This is a genomic window from Acinetobacter sp. ANC_7504, from assembly GCF_056779995.1.
In genome coordinates, this window is the sequence record NZ_JBWYIZ010000001.1 from 528,283 (window position 1) to 545,907 (window position 17,625).

Genomic DNA, 17,625 nt, shown 5'->3' on the forward strand with positions numbered 1-17,625 from the left:
ATCTACACAGATTCAAGTGATGCGGTTTGGGTTGAAGTGTGCAGCCCATTCGTTGATGACTTACGGTATTGAGCACCACGATGATCATCTGGAAGTAATGGTCCATTACCAAACAACTTTTCTCTCAGTGTCCCCTTGGTATATTCTGTAGGGTAAACACCGCGACGTTGTAACTCAGGAACGACGTATTCGACCACGTCTTCAAAAGATTGATGTGCCAAAATATAAGCCAAATTGAATCCATCAATGCCAGTTTCATCCACCCATTCTTGAAGACGATCGGCTACTGTGCTTGGTGAGCCGACAATCACGGGGCCGTTTCCACCTACACTGGTCCATTTTGCAATTTCTTCAATGGTCCAAACTTTATCTGGATCTGCTTCTACGTAAGATTGCAACATAGACTGAATGGCATTGGTATGAATATATTCAACCTGGTCTGTAGCTTTGAATTGTGAAAAATCTACACCAGACCACCCTGAAGCGAGTGTTAATCCACCATCATAACTACCGTAAGATTGATACTCTGCAAATTTAGCCTGTGCTTTTTCATCAGTTTCATCGACCACAATCGCAAGCATCGTATAGATTAAAACAGCGTTTGGATCTTTACCTTCTTCAATAAGATTATGGCGAATTCCTTGTGCTAACTTTTTTACAGCAACTTTCGTTGGTGCAGATATAAATACGCATTCTGCATTTTGACTGGCAAATTTTTGTCCACGCTTTGATGCACCTGCTTGGTATAAAACAGGTGTGCGTTGCGGAGAAGGTTCACAGATATGAATACCTGGCACGCTAAAATATTTACCTTCATGTTGGATTGGATGAACTTTGGTGTGATCCGCAAAAATACCAGCGGCTTTGTCGCGTCGTACCGCATCATTTTCCCAAGAACCTTCCCAAAGTTTATATAAAACTTCCAGATACTCATCTGCAATATCATAACGATTGTCGTGACTCACTTGGGTTTTTAAACCTAAGTTTTTAGATCCGCTTTCTAAATATGAAGTCACAATATTCCAACCCGCGCGACCTTTGGTGAGATGATCCAATGTGCTCATACGTCGTGCGAAGGGATAAGGATGTTCGAATGAAATAGAGGTGGTTACACCAAAGCCTAAATGTTGGGTGACTGCTGCCATTGCTGGAACAATCTGAATTGGATCATTCACAGGAACTTGAACAGCACCATTTAAAGCATGTTGAGTCGATTGATGATACACATCATAAATACCCAAAACATCTGCAAGAAAAATACCGTCAAAAATACCTTTTTCTAATATTTTTGCTAAATCAGTCCAATATTCCAAATCTTTATATTCCGTAGAGCGATCGAGCGGATGACGCCATAAGCCTGGGGACTGATGTGCAATGCAATTCATTTCAAAAGCATTAAATCGTATATGTTTAGTCATAATGAAAATATAAAATAATTAAATGTTTATATTCTCATTATATGAAATATCATACTTATTATTTAATGAGAAAAACTGCAATATACATAATAAAAAAATAAATGATTTATTTTGTTTGAAATTAGATTAGTAAATAAAATAATCGTATAAAAAATTAAAATAATTAGTGCTAGTTTAATTTTATTCAATTTTTTTGAAGAGAATAAAATGACTGCACAAATAGATATAAAATTGCATGAGGCTGAAATTTCAAAAGAATTCTACCAAATTCATCAGCCAGCGCATGTGATTAAGACAGATGAAGAAGCGATTCAAATCGCACAACAGCTCGCTGAAGATTTTGCAAAGGAAGCCTCCATTCGTGATCATGAACGCCGTTTACCTTTGAGTGAAATAAACAAGTATTCTCAATCAGGGCTTTGGGCAATTAACATTCCAAAGCAATATGGAGGTTCAGGAGTGAGTTACAAGACTCTAGCTGAAGTTGTAAAAACCATTTCTAGCGCTGATCCATCACTAGGTCAAATCGCACAAAATCATTGGGTGTTTCTCGAGCATATCCGTTTAGATGCCACCGAAGAACAAAAACAATTCTTTTTTAAAGCCGTACTGGGTGGAGAGCGTTTGGGGAATGCTTTCTCAGAAAAAGGGTCTAAGACGGTTGCCGATCTCACCACAAAAATAGAATTTGATGCTTTTGGTAATGGGATTGTGAATGGACAAAAATTCTTTGCGACTGGAGCTTTACTGGCACACCGCATTCCAGTTGTTGCGATTGATGCTGAAGGAAAACCATTTGCTGCAATCGTGCCACAAGGGACAGAAGGTGTAAAAATTACCAATGATTGGAGTGGGTTTGGTCAGCGTACAACGGTCAGTGGATCAGTCGAATTAAACAACGTTAAAGTAGATGCAAAATATATCGTTCCAATTTATCAAGCTTTTGTAAGACCGACAGCAGCTGGAGCAATTTCTCAATTTATTCAAGCTGCTGTAGATGCTGGGATTGCACGTGGTGCGATTCAAGAAACGATTCATTACGTTCGTAACTTTGCACGTCCATGGATTGATTCAGGTTTAGATAAAGCAAGTTCAGATCCATATACCATTGCCAATATTGGTGAATTGAAAATTAAGCTGCGTGCTGCTGAAGCCGTTCTGGATTTGGCAGGATTAGCGATTGATTTAGCACTTGCTGAACCGACCGAAGATCATATTAATGAAGCAACATTGCTCGTGGCTGAAGCAAAAGTCTTAACGACTGACATTGCGATTTTAGCAGCGAATAAATTATTTGAGCTTTCTGGCACGCGTTCGACCTTATCAGAATTAAATTTAGATCGTTATTGGCGCAATGCCAGAACACACACTTTGCATGATCCCGTGCGTTGGAAATACAACATTGTAGGAAATTATTTTCTAAATGATGTCCCACCACCACGTCATCCATGGAGCTAAGGAGAAATTTATTATGACTATATTAAATCAGAATGAAGAACTTTCACTTGGTGCCAACTATGAAGAGGTTGCAGCAAAGTTTCGACCGATTTTTAAGCGGATTGCAGAAGGGGCCGTTCAACGAGAAACCGATCGTGATTTGCCTCATGAACAAATTAAATGGTTAAACGATGTAGGTTTTGGTGCATTACGTGTACCAAAAAAATATGGCGGTGCAGGTTTTACCCAACAGCAACTTTTCCAAATCTTAATCGAGTTGGCGACAGCGGATTCAAATATTGTGCAAGCTTTACGTGGACATTTTGCATTTGTCGAAGACCGTTTAGTGGCCCATAAAGATCAATCACAAGCGTTTTGGTTTAAGCGATTCGTAAATGGTGAAATCGCAGGAAACGCTTGGACAGAAGTCGGTAATGTTGAGATAGGCGACGTCATTACCCGAGTGAAACAAAATCAACAAGGCGAATATGAAGTTTCAGGAGAAAAGTTCTATTCTACAGGTACTATTTTTGCCGATTGGATTGATCTTTTTGCCTATGATGAGACCACTGATCAGCATGTGATTGCAGCGGTCTCAACTAAAGCTAATGGAATTAAAGTACATGATGATTGGGATGGATTTGGTCAAAAAACCACTGGAAGCGGGACTCTAAAAATCAACCAAGTGGCGATCGAACGAGATCATATTTATCCTTTTGATCAGCGTTTTAAATATCAAACAGCTTTTTATCAAGTTGTACATCTAGCAACACTGACCGGCATCGCATTTTCTGCGGTTGAGACCTTTAGTGAGGAAGTGCGTAAGCGTACTCGAATCTTTAGCCACGGGAATGCTGATCTTGTCCGTGATGATGCTCAGATTCTACAAGTGATTGGTAAGGCATCTTCCCAAGCATTTGCCAGTCAAGCCATTACTTTAAAAACAGCTGCGGCACTGGATGATGCATATTTAGGTCACTTTAATGCTTCATCTGAAAAAGATCATGAGATTAACCAAATTGCGGAACTAGAATCTGCTCAAGGGCAGGTAGTCATTTCAGATCTTGTACTTGATTTAACAACTAAACTATTCAATAGTTTGGGTGCTTCAGCCAGCGCTTCATCGAAGCAGTTAGATCGTTTCTGGCGTAATGCACGTGTCGTATCCTCACATAATCCGATTATTTATAAGGAGAAAGTGGTGGGGGCTTTTGTCGTGAATCAAACTGAATTGCCATTTGTATGGCAAATTGGTAATAGTCCTTTGGCGAAACACTTGAAAGCTCAAGTGGCTTAATTGATGTAATTTCTATGATGCTGCTAAGAAGGTCCTGTTAAGGACCTTTTTTCTAGCTTCGTAAATAAGAGCTCTAATAGCCTAAGCGATTTAGATAGATCACTTGAAAAAACACTAAAAAAAGACACTAAAAAATAGTGTCTTAACGATTTAAAGCGAGCTCAAGAAGCCTTATCTGTTTGCAGAAGCCCTGATTCATCAACTTTACCGATACGCCATTGATAAGGGGGTAATGCACCATTTACGCTAAAGTCTCCGACAATTCGATCTTTATAAATTCTTGGGTTGTGTGATGCGAGCGTACGAATATTTCGCCAGAAACGATCTAAAGCTAAGTTTTTATCAGTGGCTGATGCTCCTAGAGCATCAAAAATAATGGTCGAAGCATTTAATGCAAGTGTGGTGATAATGGTTTGAGATTGAGCAACCTCTAATTCTGCTATGGCATTTTGATCTGCTTCGAGTTGTTCATTATCATTCAACCCAGCTTCAAAAGCACGTTGTATAGCCTGTGCATTTTTTTCAATAATTGCTGCAGTGGTGTAGGCGACACCGCGAATTTGACCCACCACTTGTAGGATTTGAGCATCATTACGGACGAAGGAAGCATTGGCATGCGTATAATTTCTTTCACGTTTATAAACCTCAGCTGATACTTCATAGCTTGCTGCTCTTGTAAGCCCTGAAATAATTGCCAATTGAATCAGTTGATAGAATGCTGCTGAATATTTAAAGCGCTGTTGGTCTCCGATGACATCTTGTTGATTCACAACAACATGATTGAACTTAGTAGTACCGCTTGCTGTAAGAATTTGACCAAAACCATTCCAGTCATCCACAATCTCAACACCTTCAGCATGTCGAGGGATTAGAATACTGGCTGATTCTCCATACAAATCAGTAATACCCACATCAATCCAGTCTGCATACAAGCTTCCTGTGGTATAAAATTTTTTTCCATTCAATACCGTACGTCCCTCAGCATCTTTTGAAAGTCTGGTTTTAAATTCATGAATGGACTCATTTCCACCTTCAGACCATGCGCTTCCAATAATTTGACCTTGAGCCACTCTAGGAAGCCATACAGATTTAAACTGTGGGTCGCGGCTGAGCAGTAAATCTTCCACAAAGCCAAAATGTACGCGAAGTGCCTGCGGTAAATTTGCATCAGCTTCGGCAAGTTCGATTAATAGATTAAATAATTCTGGAATAGTTGCATCAAATCCCCCTTGCGAACTGGGTAAGCGAAGTTTCGTAAAACCGATGTCTTTTAACCATTGAATCTGTTCAAAAGCTAAAATTCGTTTTTCTTCGCGTTCTGATAGCGAAGCTTTGATTTTTTCAAATGTAGGTCTGAATAACGAGGCGAGGCTTTCATAACGTGAAGAAGGTCCTTGTCCCCATACAGCATTAATTTGTGTGGTCAGTGCGCTGGGGCGGTGTTGCAATGCAGTTTTAGGTTTTAAATTAATAATACTCATAATAATCAGTCTTTATTCTAAATTAAAATAAAATAATAGCGCTTATAAAATGTGTGGAAATTGATTTATTGTGATATATAAATATAATATATTGGATTAATAAAAAATTAGATATTATCTTAAATAAAGAGAATGATATTCAATAAAATGAATTGAGATATAATCATATTGTGATTGGAGAAAGGGTTTAAATTAAATGGGTAAAGATTTTAAATCGAATACTTATATTTGTGATGATCATGTCATAGATACGATTTATTGGTTGATGCACCATCAAGATAGTTATGATCGCTTTGAGTTTGATGCATTTAGTCAAAAAATAACGGTACACCATGCCAATGGAACAGATGAAATTAAGCCGGGACAGTATCTTAATGCCAGTTATGGCATATTGATCACATCATAAAAAACCGAAGCAAAGCTTCGGTTTTTGATTGAGCGAATCTTATAAATTAACTTGCCATTGCATCTATAGTCAGCTCTGATACAGTCGGCTTCGCTTTTTCGGCTTTTAGACCTAACTTATCGAATAACTGCTTATCTTTGCCTTCACCAGCATTAGGTGTCGTTAAAAGCTTTTCACCTGAGAACAAAGAGTTAGCACCTGCCATAAACGCTAAAGCTTGATCAGAATCAGAAAGAGATTCACGACCCGCTGAAAGTCTTATATAACTTTTTGGCATGATAATGCGCGCTACGGCAATGGTGCGAATCCATTCAGTCACATCGAGTTTTTCAACATCTGCTAAGGGTGTGCCTTCGATCGGCACAAGCATGTTGATTGGTACCGATTCTGGATGAATAGCTAAGGTCGCAAGTTCATGTAATAGACCAATACGATCTTGAGTATCTTCACCTAAGCCAACAATTCCACCGCTACACACTTTCATGCCTGCTTGGCGCACAAAGTCTAAAGTATTTAAACGATCATCATAAGTGCGTGTGGTAATCACATTTGGATAGTACTCACGAGAGGTATCTAAATTGTGGTTGTAATAATCTAACCCCGCTTCTTTTAAACGTTCCGCTTGTGATTGATTAAGCATCCCTAAGGTCATACAGGTTTCAAGTCCTAGGGCTTTTACCTCACGTACCATTTCAAGTACATAGGGCATATCGCGTTCATGAGGATTTCGCCATGCAGCACCCATACAAAAACGAGATGATCCAGAAGCGAGAGCTTCTTTGGCTTCATGAATTACTTTTTCAACAGCAATTCTTTTTTCAGCTTCAAGTTTGGAATCATAACGTGCAGATTGAGAACAGTATTTACAATCTTCAGGACATTTACCCGTTTTGATCGATAGTAATGTGCTGACCTGAATGGTATTTGCATCAAAGTATTGACGATGCACGCGTTGTGCTTCGAAAACTAAGTCCATGAAGGGTTGTTCATAGATTTTTTGTATTTCTTCACGCGTCCAATCATTGCGTACTTGCATAATTTATCCATCAATTAAAAAGCTACTTATTTGATCATACTGTAATTTTAACAATGCAAAATCGTAAAATATGACAATAATGACTCAAAAAAATTATCAAATTCGCCAACTCAATAGAAATTAATCATTGTTGATTTAGTTACAAACTTAACTATTTTTATGCATTTTTCGCCGCAAAATTATTTTTTGGGAACTTGATGCTGAGAACTTGTTGCTAACGTGTGCTTAAAATTTCAAATCATGCTCAAAACGGTGTTTTTGCGCTGTCAAGTCATCTTGGAAAAGTACAATTAATTATTTCTTTTTGATTGTTGTTCTTGTACTGCCCAGTCAATATGGATTTGCACAATCTCACTAGACTGATTTCTTTTTAGTATCAATTGCTCAATATTGTTTGGATGATACGGTGCATTCCCGATTCCAATCGCAATATTCCGCATAAAGCTTTCATAGCCTGTTCTACGCAGTGGACTGCCTTCTGTGTTGGCTAAGAATGTTGCTTCGTCCCATTGCCATAATTCAATTAAAGAAAGACGATCCAGCCCATGACGGGGATGGAAATCAGCAACCGTTGTAGTTTGTGCGAAACTATTCCAAGGACAAATCAGCTGGCAATCATCACATCCAAATACGCGATTACCTATGCCACGGCGTAGTTCTTCAGGAATCACCCCTTGGTATTCAATGGTCAGATAGGCAATACATTTACGGGCATCTAATTGATATGGCGCTACAATCGCCTGCGTTGGACAAATATCAATACATGCTGTACATGTGCCGCAATGTGAACTGGCAGGCTCGTCAAAGGGTAATTCAAGGGAACTAAACAGTTCACCGAGTACAAAAAAGGAGCCCGATTTTTTGTGGATGAGCAGGGTATGTTTACCTGTCCAACCCATACCTGCAGATTCAGCGAGTGATTTTTCAAAAATAGGGGCTGAATCGGCGAAAGGTCTTGATTCAAATGGGCCGACTTTTTCACGAATAAGGTTTGAAAGTGTTTTTAATTTACCGCGCATGGTTTTATGGTAATCCCGTCCGCGTGCATATCGCGCAATAACGGCAGAATTGGGGAAATCTGGTACTGTTCGAGGTTGAGGTCGTTCAACCAAATAATTCATTCTGACGCAGATAATACTTTTTGTATGGGGAACCAAGAGTGTTGGATTAGCACGTTTTTCCAAATTTTCTTCGAGGAACTTCATGTCACCATGAAATCCTTGATCTAAATATGCTTTTAATCGAGGCAATTCATCTTGAGCATCAGGTCGGGCAATGACACAATCAGCGAAGCCCAGTTCCAATGCTTGAGATTTAATCCAAGCTTTAAGCGCATGAGGATCAAATTGCTGTGTTGGAATACGAGCTGGTATAGATGAGAGAGATTGAGTCATAAATAAAAAAAGGAACGATGATGCATCAACAAGTTTATCACAGCAGTGAGATTCAAGCTTGGGAACAGCGCTGGTTTGACGATCAAAATAGTGCTTTTGGTCTTATGCAGCAAGTTGCTTGGATGATGGCACAAGAAATCATCACAATTCTTCAAGGTATTGAAAAAAAGAAAATCCGTATCGCAGTATGTTGTGGTAAAGGAAATAATGCTGGGGATGGTTATCTTGTTGCATACTATTTAGCACGGCACTCTTTATCACAACATTGTTCATTCAATCAAAATCTAGAAATCGATATTTTTTCTTTTTCACAAGTCGATCATCACTCGGCTGACTCCTTACAGAGTGCTTATAAAATGAGTCAATCCGTACCATTAAAGCAGTTCACCGATCTGAACCTGTGTCAGGGTTATGATGTCTATATTGATGCATTGTTTGGAATTGGAATTAATCGTACTTTAAGTGAAGATTGGCAGAGAATTATCCATCATATTAATGAGCAAGATGGCGTTAAAATTGCGATTGATATGCCGAGTGGTTTAGATGCAAATACAGGTCAACCATTACCAATGGCTATTCATGCTCAGCATACGCTTACCGCACTCGCATATAAGGTAGGGCAATTTGTAGGGCGTGCACAGGATTTTATGGGTCATCTAAAACTCATTCCCATTTTACCATGTGACTCAGATTTAAAACCTGTGGCCCGATTAAGCCCAGTCAAAACAATTTTGCCGCGACGACACTCTACAGGACATAAAGGGACGTATGGGCATGTGCTCGTGATTGGCGGTCATGCACAAATGGGAGGTGCGGTGATTATGGCGGCTGAAGCTGCATTTGCCGCTGGGGCGGGTAAAGTCACGATCGTGTGTGATGCTAAACATCATTCAGCAATTTTGTCACGATCTCCCAATGTAATGGTGCAGGATATTAATCGTTTCGATCCATTACAACGAAAAAATTTGCTACAGCAAGTCGATTCGATTTGTTTTGGAATGGGGTTGGGACGCGATGATTGGGCAGCTGAGCAATATGATCAATGGATGAGTATTCTGTCCTCTACGAACAAACCGACTGTACTCGATGCTGATGCATTGTGGTTCTTATCTGAAAAGCCCATTCGACTCAATGAGAGAACTTACGCAACGCCACATCCTGGTGAGGCTGCAAAACTTTTACACTCTAGCGTGGCGGAAGTTGAGCATGACCGCATCAAAGCAATTAAACGATTACAAACACTGTATGCTGGTGAATGGGTATTAAAAGGTGCAGGAAGTTTAACGATTGACGCGCAGCAAACCATTTGGATTTGCACTCAAGGTAATCCAGGAATGGGTACAGGTGGAATGGGGGATATCCTTGCAGGAATGATTGCTAGTCTTAAAGGACAATTGTCTAATTCCATTCAACTTCATGAAATTGTTAACTTACATGCCATGGCAGGTGATGTATTGGCTCAACAGGGTGAACGTGGTTTGTTAGCTCAGAATATGGCTCAAGCGATTTATCAAATAGTAAATCTAAAATAAAATTCAGGGATAGATATGCGATATTTAAAATTAACGATACAAGGTCTTGTTCAAGGGGTCGGATTTCGTCGCTGGTTTATGGAACAAGCCTTAAAGTTGCATTTAACTGGTTACGTTAAAAATATGGATAATGGGGATGTGGAAGCTATCATTGTTGGCACATATAAAGATGTCAATGACATGATCAAACTGGCCATGGCAGGGCCTCATAATAGTAAAGTTAAGCAAATCTTCTATGAAGACTTAATTGACATCAAAGAGCGTGATTTCGATAACTTTCAAATTCGCCAATAAGTGCATTGAGTGTCGAGAGACTTTTAACGTCGACGACTACTGCTGCGGCTTCGTCCACGTGCCATTCCACCTAAAGCATTTAAGACAGCCAATTTACTCATACTGCCAGAGGCATGTGCATGGCAAATTGCTGCGGCAAGTGCATCTGCAGCATCGGCTTGTGGTTTAATACTTAAATTAAGTATGCGCATAACCATCATTTGAACCTGTTCTTTATCAGCAGCGCCATAGCCAACAACAGATTGTTTAATTTGACGCGCAGTATATTCAGCCACTTGTAGATCTAAATTGACCAATGCCGCTATAGCTGCACCGCGTGCTTGACCAAGTTTTAAGGCAGAGTCAGGATTGACCGCCATAAAGACCTGTTCCACAGCAGCTTCGGTAGGACCATGAAATTTAACGATTCTTTCAATGCCTGAAAAAATTCGTTTTAGACGCTCAGGCATGTCAGGTGTTTCAGTGCGAATTGTTCCAGCATCAACAAAAGTGAGTTTTTGCCCCTCTTTTTGAATAATACCGTAACCTGTTAGACGTGAACCAGGATCAATTCCGATAATTAATGACATTCCATGACTTTAAAAATAAAATAATGCCCATATTGTTACATAAGCGTATGAAAAAAGCTTGATACAGATTGAGCAGATGATTACGACCCTATATTTAAATTTTTGAGATTAGATTACATTTCATGAAATTAGCTCTTATTGTTTTAATCGGTATAGTCCTTGAAATCTTCGTATGGGTCGGTGTGGGTGATCTAGTCGGAAGTATGTGGTATGTATTCTTCTGGTTTATTGCTGCATTCTTTATTGGTTTAAATATGGTTCGTTCTCATGCATCAGGTTTAATGCCACAGATGCAGCAAATGCAACAAGGTCATATGAGTGCTGATCCGAATTTGACCAATAACTTACCTAAAATTATTGCGGGTATTTTCCTTTTGATTCCGGGGTTAATTTCCGATCTATTCGCCTTACTTATTCTAATTCCACCTGTTCAAACAGCATTTAAAGCGGTGATGATGAAAACCATGATGAAGCGTCAGCAAGTCATGATGGAAAAAATGATGGGTGGTATGATGGGAGATATGGGCGGCATGGGTGGTCAAGCAAATGGTCAGAATCCATTTGCAGATTTAATGCGCCAAATGCAAGAAATGCAAAGCCAGCAGCACGGTCGTGGTTCAAATGACTCTACTATCATTGATGGTGAAGCAAGAGAAATTACACCTGAAGCAAAGAAAATTGAAATGAAAGACGTTAATCAAAAGTAAATTGCGCATGTTCAAAACCAGATGTAATGTCTGGTTTTTTTATTTTTGTATCTCGATTTTTCTAAAAAACAGTATAATTCAAACAATTTTTATTCATTTTTGATTTATGTCTCTATTACTTACCATCTGTGTCCTACATCTTGTTGCTCAATTGAGTCCTGGACCTGATATTTTGTTGATTGCCAAATGCGCAGCGTCAACCACAATCGCAAACATGTTGAAAGTTATTTTAGGTATTTCTATTGGAATTTTATTTTGGGTGATTTTAACTTTATCAGGTTTTGCACTTTTGATTGCCCAATTCCCATGGATTCAACAAGTCTTAATGTTAGTCGGTGGTTTATTTTTGGCAAAAATGGGCTGGGCGATGCTAAAGGGTGGTTGGCAAACCTATAAGTCTTTCAAACTTGATGCAATTGATGAAAATCAGTTACCTTTAAAAGCTGAAAAATACTTTCTGATGGGGTTGTTTACAAACCTATCCAATCCTAAAACACTGATTTATTTTAGTAGTGTATTTTCACTTGCCTTAACTGCTTCAGCACCAGAGATGTTGAAAATACAACTGGCAGTCATTATTCCGATTCAAACGTTTTTAACCTTTACGTTTTTGATGGTCGTTTTAGCACGACCTAAAATTAAACAGCTCTACCAGCGTTCAGGGCATTACATAGATATGGCATCGGGTGGTCTATTTTTGATCTTTGCAGTCTGGTTGTGGATCGATGCGCTTATTTTGCTTAACTGAATCCTGATCTAACTCTTCTGTTTGAGTCAGAACGAGCGTGTCTTGCTGATAACGTCTTGGTCGCAAAGTTGCTTCAGTATTTTCAGAACCTTGATAAGAGCGACTTCTATTTGCTCTTTCTCTCAAGCCGCCTTTCTTAATTAATTGAACCATAGTCATATCATCATTTTTCACTACGATTATTTTACTTCAATTTATGATTTCTATGCAGATTTGATGGGCGAGTGTGTGAATAAAATATGCATAATATCTAGAAGAAAAAAGAATGATAGAGCAGGTTGTCAAAAAAAATTCACATAGATATCTGATAATACAAAATATTGAATGAAGTCATAGATGGTTGCTGTTTTATAGCTACATCATGAGGTTGATTATTGGTGAAGGCTTATATAGTATAAATATTAGCCTCTAAGGTGATGTGGATAAAAATAAAAAAGACAGTCAAATCGGGAGGATGAGTATGCTGTATCAGTATCATTGTGCGTGTTGCGACAAGGTGGTTGCTTCGACAGACAAAGTGTGTTCTGAATGCGGATCACAAAATATCAGAACACCTTATGGTTTTTGGATATTTTGTATTATTGCGTGTTTAGCCGCAGCCATTGTGTTTAAAGTGGCCCATTTATATTTACAAGATAACCAAAATGTTCCTGTGAAGCAGTCCTTTTTGGACACGCTTCATCAAAGTGATAAAGCAAATTGAATCTATAAAAAAAGCCCACATTGATGTGGGCTTTTTTTATTTGGAAATTACAAACCAGCTGATGCTTTAAGCGCTTCAACCTTGTCAGTCTTTTCCCAAGTGAATGCAGTATCAGAACCTTCACGACCAAAGTGACCATATGCAGCAGTTTGCTTATACATCGGTTGAATGAGATTCAACATACGTGTAATACCATATGGACGTAAATCGAAATGCTCACGTACCAATGCAATAATCAATTCTTCAGAAACCTTAGCAGTATTGAATGTATTGATTGAGATAGATGTTGGTTCAGCAACACCAATCGCATAAGACACTTGAATTTCACATTTATCGGCTAAACCAGCGGCAACAATATTTTTTGCAACATATCGACCAGCATAAGCAGCAGAGCGGTCTACTTTAGATGGATCTTTACCAGAGAAAGCACCACCACCGTGACGAGCCATACCACCATATGTATCTACAATGATTTTACGACCTGTTAAACCACAGTCACCGACTGGACCACCAATCACAAACATACCAGTAGGGTTGATGTGGAATTTGGTATCCGCATGGAACATATCTGCTGGAATCACTTTTTTCACGATTTCTTCAATGACAGCTTCTTTTAAATCAGTCTGTGAAATCTCAGGATCGTGTTGAGTCGATAATACGACCGCATCTAAACGAACAGGTACGCCATTTTCATATGCAAAAGTCACTTGGCTTTTCGCATCTGGACGTAACCAGGGCAGATTTCCGTTACGACGAAGTTCTGCTTGTTTTTCCATAAGACGGTGCGCATACGAAATAGGAGCAGGCATTAAAACATCTGTTTCGCGACTCGCGTAGCCAAACATTAAACCCTGATCGCCAGCACCTTGATCTTCAGGTTTTTGACGATCTACACCTTGAGCAATTTCAGGAGATTGTTTGCCAATCATGTTGATAACAGCACAAGTTGAACCATCGAAACCTAAATCAGAATGATGGTATCCAATGCCGTTTACGGTTTGGCGTACAATTGCTTCAAAGTCTACATTTGCAGTTGTTGTGATTTCACCTGCAAGAACAACAGCACCTGTTTTTACAAGCGTTTCACAAGCAACCCGCGCATAAGGGTCTTCTTTTAAGATTGCATCCAAAATAGCATCACTGATTTGGTCAGCCATTTTATCTGGATGGCCTTCGCTTACAGATTCTGAAGTAAATACAGCGTACTCGCGCATAAGTCCTATCACAGTTATTTCTAAAGACGCAATATGGTACATCGACTTAACGTTAAGGACTAGCTCAACCTGACTAAAAAGCATGAATTTATGTCATTTTTGTGTTTTTTTAATTGATATCATCATCTGTTAAATTGATAAGCGAAAACTTTTGTACAAGACTTATTCTTTTTAAAACTGAACTGAAATAAAAAACAGCTTAAGTCGCTTCGAAAGATTGTGAATATATGATTCAACATCAGTACTTTAAAAATAGGCCAAGCGACCAAAAAATATTGGATTGAATTGAATATCGATAAAACCGACTCGCTTTGTATGAATTTTTTCGCTTTAGGGCTGAAATATACGTTTCTGGGCTTTACGCTGTTTGATTTTTTTAAGACAATACACCCAGTTTTTGAATTTTATTCATTTCCCATCTTTAATTTATCGGACACTGATCTATGACAACCCCGCTGAATGAACGTCGCATTGCTAACGCAATTCGTGTACTTGCAATGGATGCTGTGCAAAAAGCAAATTCTGGACATCCAGGTGCACCAATGGGGATGGCTGATATTGCTGATGTTGTATGGCGTGAATTCTTAAATCACAATCCGACAAACCCTCAGTGGGCTAACCGTGACCGTTTTGTATTGTCAAATGGTCATGGCTCAATGCTTCAATATGCATTATTACATTTGACTGGCTATGATCTTTCAATTGAAGATTTAAAAGCATTCCGTCAATTGCATTCTAAAACACCGGGGCACCCAGAATTAGGTTATGCACCTGGTATCGAAACAACCACTGGTCCATTGGGTCAGGGTATCGCGAATGCTGTTGGTTTTGCTTTGGCTGAAAAAACCTTAGCAGCGCAATTCAACAAAGAAGACATTAAAGTTGTTGATCATTTCACTTACTGTTTCTTAGGTGACGGCTGTTTAATGGAAGGTGTTTCTCATGAAGCATGTTCATTGGCAGGTACTTTAGGTCTAGGTAAATTAATTGCTTACTATGACGACAATGGTATTTCAATTGATGGTGAAGTAGAAGGTTGGTTCTCTGACGATACAGAACAACGCTTCTTAGCTTACGGCTGGCAAGTATTGAAAGTTGATGGTCACGATGCAGATGCATTACGTGCGGCAACTTTAGAAGCTAAAGCTGAAACGAAGAAACCAACAATCATTATCTGTAAAACGATTATTGGTTTAGGTTCACCAAACAAACAAGGTAAAGAAGATTGCCATGGTGCACCACTGGGTAACGACGAAATCGCATTAACACGTGAAGCGTTGGGTTGGACTGAAGGTCCATTCGAAATTCCTGCTGACGTTTATGCTGCATGGGACGCGAAAGAAAAAGGTCAACAAGCAGAAGCAGCTTGGAACGAAGTATTTGCACAATATGAAGCAAAATATCCTACTGAAGCGGCTGATCTTAAACGTCGTTTAAGCGGTGAATTACCTGCTGACTTCGTTGCAAAAGCGGATGCGTATATTGCTGAAGTAAACGCAAAAGCTGAAACCATCGCAACACGCAAAGCAAGCCAAAATGCAATCCAAGCATTTGCCCCAATGCTGTCTGAAATCTTAGGTGGTTCTGCTGACTTAGCAGGTTCTAACTTAACACTTTGGAAAGGCGCACAAGGCGTTCAAGACAATGCTGCAGGTAACTACGTACACTATGGTGTACGTGAGTTCGGTATGACTGCAATCGCAAACGGTGTTGCACTTCACGGTGGTTTCATTCCTTACGTAGCAACATTCCTCATGTTTATGGAATATGCACGTAACGCAGTACGTATGTCTGCATTGATGAAACAACGTGTGATTCATGTTTACACACACGATTCTATTGGTTTGGGTGAAGATGGTCCAACACACCAACCAATTGAACAAATCGCATCTTTACGTGGTACACCAAACCTCAACACATGGCGCCCATGTGACACAGTTGAAGCAGCAATTTCTTGGAAATCTGCGTTAACACGTTCTGAAGGTCCAACTGCGTTGATCTTCTCTCGTCAAAACTTAGCATTCCAAACACGCACAGAGGCACAAATTGCTGATGTTGCGAAAGGTGGTTATGTATTGGCTGAAGAAAAAGGCGAATTGAAAGCGATTATCATTGCAACAGGTTCGGAAGTTGCATTGGCAATGGAAGCTTATGCACAGCTTGAAGGTGTGCGTGTTGTGTCTATGCCATGTGCTGAAGAATTTGTTAAGCAAGATGCTGCTTACCGTGAGGCAGTTCTTCCATCTAATATCCGTGCGCGTGTAGCGGTTGAAGCGGCGCATGTTGACTACTGGTGGAAATTTGTAGGTCTTGATGGTCGTGTGATTGGTATGACTACGTATGGTGAATCTGCACCAGCGAAAGATTTGTTCCAACACTTTGGTATTACGACTGAAGCAGTTGTCGCAGCAGTGAAAGAAATTACTGCTTAATTCTTAGAATTAAGTTTTTTAAAAGGCGTCCCAACTGTGGGGCGTCTTTTTATTTTTATGTATCTATATAGATACATTCATTCCCTAGATTTCAGATTGGAAGTGAGTAGCGCAATGAGTTTGTATGAGCAAATTAGTGATGAAATTACTTTAATGGATGCGGGTGAGCAAAAGTGGATTGGTGAAGACTTACCACTTGAAGCGATGGTAGCAGTAGAGTTATTGCTACAAGATATGGCAGAAGAGAAAATCATTAAAGTACGTCGAAAAAATCGTGAAAAAACTTCAGGATTAAAACAGATTGATCGTATTCTGATTGAAAAGCTTTAACAGTCATAAAAAAGCCTCCTATGAGGCTTTTTTAATAGCCTATTTTTATTAATTAGCCGTAGTTTCAGACACGGTAAAATTTAATTTTGGATCAGCATTTTGTTGAATTGTCCATTCACCACTTACTCTGAAAGATGCAGCTGAAGCATAAGTATCTTCCATAAACTGGAAATACGTGATTAAGCCATCTTTAACTATTGCTTTAATTGAAAATGGTGAAGTAAAAGTGCGCTTAGCGTGAACAGATGTATAGGTAAATTGTCCGAATACAGCCACTGTTTCATCTTCAGCTAAAATATCTGTGATTTGAAAATCATCGATCGTCCAATAAGTTCCGACATTAGAAAAAGTATATATATAGACATCACGACCTGTAGAAGTACCAGCCCAAGGTTCAATTTGTTTAAGTTCAGGATTGTTGAAATTTAGCGAAGTATAAATGGCATCTTCAGCCACTAACTTTTCTGAAGCAATCGCTACTCTTGATTTATCAGTATTATATAAAAAAGCCAATACGACATCTTTAGGTGCTTTAGTTTTAAGCGCTTTATCAATCGCTTGTTGTTGTTCACTCATCATTATTCTCCAGTTCAAAGTGGTAATTTTAGTATTATAAATGAGACAAAA

Annotated in this window: 18 protein-coding genes; 10 read left to right on the forward strand and 8 right to left on the reverse strand. The window is 39.2% G+C overall.

Annotated elements, in window-relative coordinates:
* Window positions 1-2: 2 nt before the first annotated feature.
* Window positions 3-1,418 carry an LLM class flavin-dependent oxidoreductase gene (locus AC1M9F_RS02565; RefSeq protein ID WP_481596981.1) on the reverse strand — a complete coding sequence of 472 codons (1,416 nt, stop codon included), beginning with the start codon at window positions 1,416-1,418 and terminating at the stop codon, window positions 3-5.
* Between the two features lie 207 nt (window positions 1,419-1,625).
* On the opposite strand from AC1M9F_RS02565, the gene AC1M9F_RS02570 reads away from it, so the two are divergent.
* Both AC1M9F_RS02570 and AC1M9F_RS02575 read left to right on the forward strand, forming a co-directional pair.
* On the forward strand, window positions 1,626-2,876 hold the full coding sequence (locus AC1M9F_RS02570) for an SfnB family sulfur acquisition oxidoreductase (protein WP_481596982.1): 1,251 nt from the start codon (window positions 1,626-1,628) through the stop codon (window positions 2,874-2,876).
* 13 nt (window positions 2,877-2,889) lie between these two features.
* Window positions 2,890-4,152: an acyl-CoA dehydrogenase family protein gene (locus AC1M9F_RS02575; protein ID WP_481596983.1), complete on the forward strand. Its 1,263-nt coding sequence runs from the start codon at window positions 2,890-2,892 to the stop codon at window positions 4,150-4,152.
* A 161-nt stretch (window positions 4,153-4,313) separates the two neighbouring features.
* Here the strand turns inward: AC1M9F_RS02575 and AC1M9F_RS02580 are convergent, their stop codons facing one another.
* A complete protein-coding gene (locus tag AC1M9F_RS02580) occupies window positions 4,314-5,633 on the reverse strand; it encodes an acyl-CoA dehydrogenase family protein (protein ID WP_481596984.1) in 1,320 nt (439 codons plus the stop codon).
* 196 nt (window positions 5,634-5,829) lie between these two features.
* On the opposite strand from AC1M9F_RS02580, the gene AC1M9F_RS02585 reads away from it, so the two are divergent.
* Window positions 5,830-6,039: a hypothetical protein gene (locus AC1M9F_RS02585; protein WP_481591093.1), complete on the forward strand. Its 210-nt coding sequence runs from the start codon at window positions 5,830-5,832 to the stop codon at window positions 6,037-6,039.
* 46 nt (window positions 6,040-6,085) lie between these two features.
* Here the strand turns inward: AC1M9F_RS02585 and bioB are convergent, their stop codons facing one another.
* A complete protein-coding gene (gene bioB, locus AC1M9F_RS02590; RefSeq protein ID WP_481596985.1) occupies window positions 6,086-7,075 on the reverse strand; it encodes a biotin synthase BioB in 990 nt (329 codons plus the stop codon).
* A 290-nt stretch (window positions 7,076-7,365) separates the two neighbouring features.
* Complete coding sequence (gene queG / locus AC1M9F_RS02595) at window positions 7,366-8,469, reverse strand: tRNA epoxyqueuosine(34) reductase QueG (RefSeq protein ID WP_481596986.1); 1,104 nt, start codon at window positions 8,467-8,469, stop codon at window positions 7,366-7,368.
* Window positions 8,470-8,489: 20 nt separating this feature from the next.
* Between queG and AC1M9F_RS02600 the strand changes: the two genes are divergently transcribed.
* Complete coding sequence (locus AC1M9F_RS02600; RefSeq protein WP_481596987.1) at window positions 8,490-10,001, forward strand: NAD(P)H-hydrate dehydratase; 1,512 nt, start codon at window positions 8,490-8,492, stop codon at window positions 9,999-10,001.
* Between the two features lie 15 nt (window positions 10,002-10,016).
* Entirely contained in the window at window positions 10,017-10,295 is a 279-nt protein-coding gene (locus AC1M9F_RS02605; RefSeq protein ID WP_092766403.1) for an acylphosphatase, read from the forward strand.
* A 23-nt stretch (window positions 10,296-10,318) separates the two neighbouring features.
* On the opposite strand, the gene ruvC is transcribed toward AC1M9F_RS02605, so the two are convergent.
* Entirely contained in the window at window positions 10,319-10,864 is a 546-nt protein-coding gene (gene ruvC, locus AC1M9F_RS02610) for a crossover junction endodeoxyribonuclease RuvC (RefSeq protein ID WP_035263804.1), read from the reverse strand.
* A gap of 122 nt (window positions 10,865-10,986) precedes the next feature.
* Between ruvC and AC1M9F_RS02615 the strand changes: the two genes are divergently transcribed.
* Together AC1M9F_RS02615 and AC1M9F_RS02620 are read left to right on the forward strand one after the other, a co-directional pair.
* The gene (locus AC1M9F_RS02615) at window positions 10,987-11,571 is read left to right on the forward strand and encodes an FxsA family protein (protein WP_481596988.1); all 585 of its coding nucleotides are present in this window, start codon (window positions 10,987-10,989) and stop codon (window positions 11,569-11,571) included.
* Window positions 11,572-11,677: 106 nt separating this feature from the next.
* Window positions 11,678-12,319: a LysE family transporter gene (locus AC1M9F_RS02620; RefSeq protein WP_481596989.1), complete on the forward strand. Its 642-nt coding sequence runs from the start codon at window positions 11,678-11,680 to the stop codon at window positions 12,317-12,319.
* Here the strand turns inward: AC1M9F_RS02620 and AC1M9F_RS02625 are convergent.
* Window positions 12,263-12,472, reverse strand: coding sequence for a hypothetical protein (locus AC1M9F_RS02625; RefSeq protein ID WP_180027759.1), 210 nt, complete (start codon window positions 12,470-12,472; stop codon window positions 12,263-12,265). The two genes, AC1M9F_RS02620 and AC1M9F_RS02625, sit on opposite strands and share 57 nt — an antisense overlap.
* 307 nt (window positions 12,473-12,779) lie before the next feature.
* Between AC1M9F_RS02625 and AC1M9F_RS02630 the strand changes: the two genes are divergently transcribed.
* On the forward strand, window positions 12,780-13,022 hold the full coding sequence (locus AC1M9F_RS02630) for a hypothetical protein (protein WP_035263796.1): 243 nt from the start codon (window positions 12,780-12,782) through the stop codon (window positions 13,020-13,022).
* A gap of 47 nt (window positions 13,023-13,069) precedes the next feature.
* Here AC1M9F_RS02630 and metK read toward each other — a convergent pair whose 3' ends face one another.
* Window positions 13,070-14,236 (reverse strand): methionine adenosyltransferase, encoded by a 1,167-nt coding sequence (gene metK / locus AC1M9F_RS02635; protein WP_481597118.1) that lies wholly within the window; start codon window positions 14,234-14,236, stop codon window positions 13,070-13,072.
* Window positions 14,237-14,679: 443 nt separating this feature from the next.
* Between metK and tkt the strand changes: the two genes are divergently transcribed.
* Together tkt and AC1M9F_RS02645 are read left to right on the forward strand one after the other, a co-directional pair.
* Window positions 14,680-16,668 carry a transketolase gene (gene tkt, locus AC1M9F_RS02640; protein ID WP_481589912.1) on the forward strand — a complete coding sequence of 663 codons (1,989 nt, stop codon included), beginning with the start codon at window positions 14,680-14,682 and terminating at the stop codon, window positions 16,666-16,668.
* 114 nt (window positions 16,669-16,782) lie between these two features.
* Window positions 16,783-16,998 carry a hypothetical protein gene (locus tag AC1M9F_RS02645; protein WP_035263790.1) on the forward strand — a complete coding sequence of 72 codons (216 nt, stop codon included), beginning with the start codon at window positions 16,783-16,785 and terminating at the stop codon, window positions 16,996-16,998.
* A 48-nt stretch (window positions 16,999-17,046) separates the two neighbouring features.
* Here AC1M9F_RS02645 and AC1M9F_RS02650 read toward each other — a convergent pair whose 3' ends face one another.
* A complete protein-coding gene (locus AC1M9F_RS02650) occupies window positions 17,047-17,574 on the reverse strand; it encodes a nuclear transport factor 2 family protein (protein WP_481596990.1) in 528 nt (175 codons plus the stop codon).
* Window positions 17,575-17,625 lie beyond the last annotated feature (51 nt).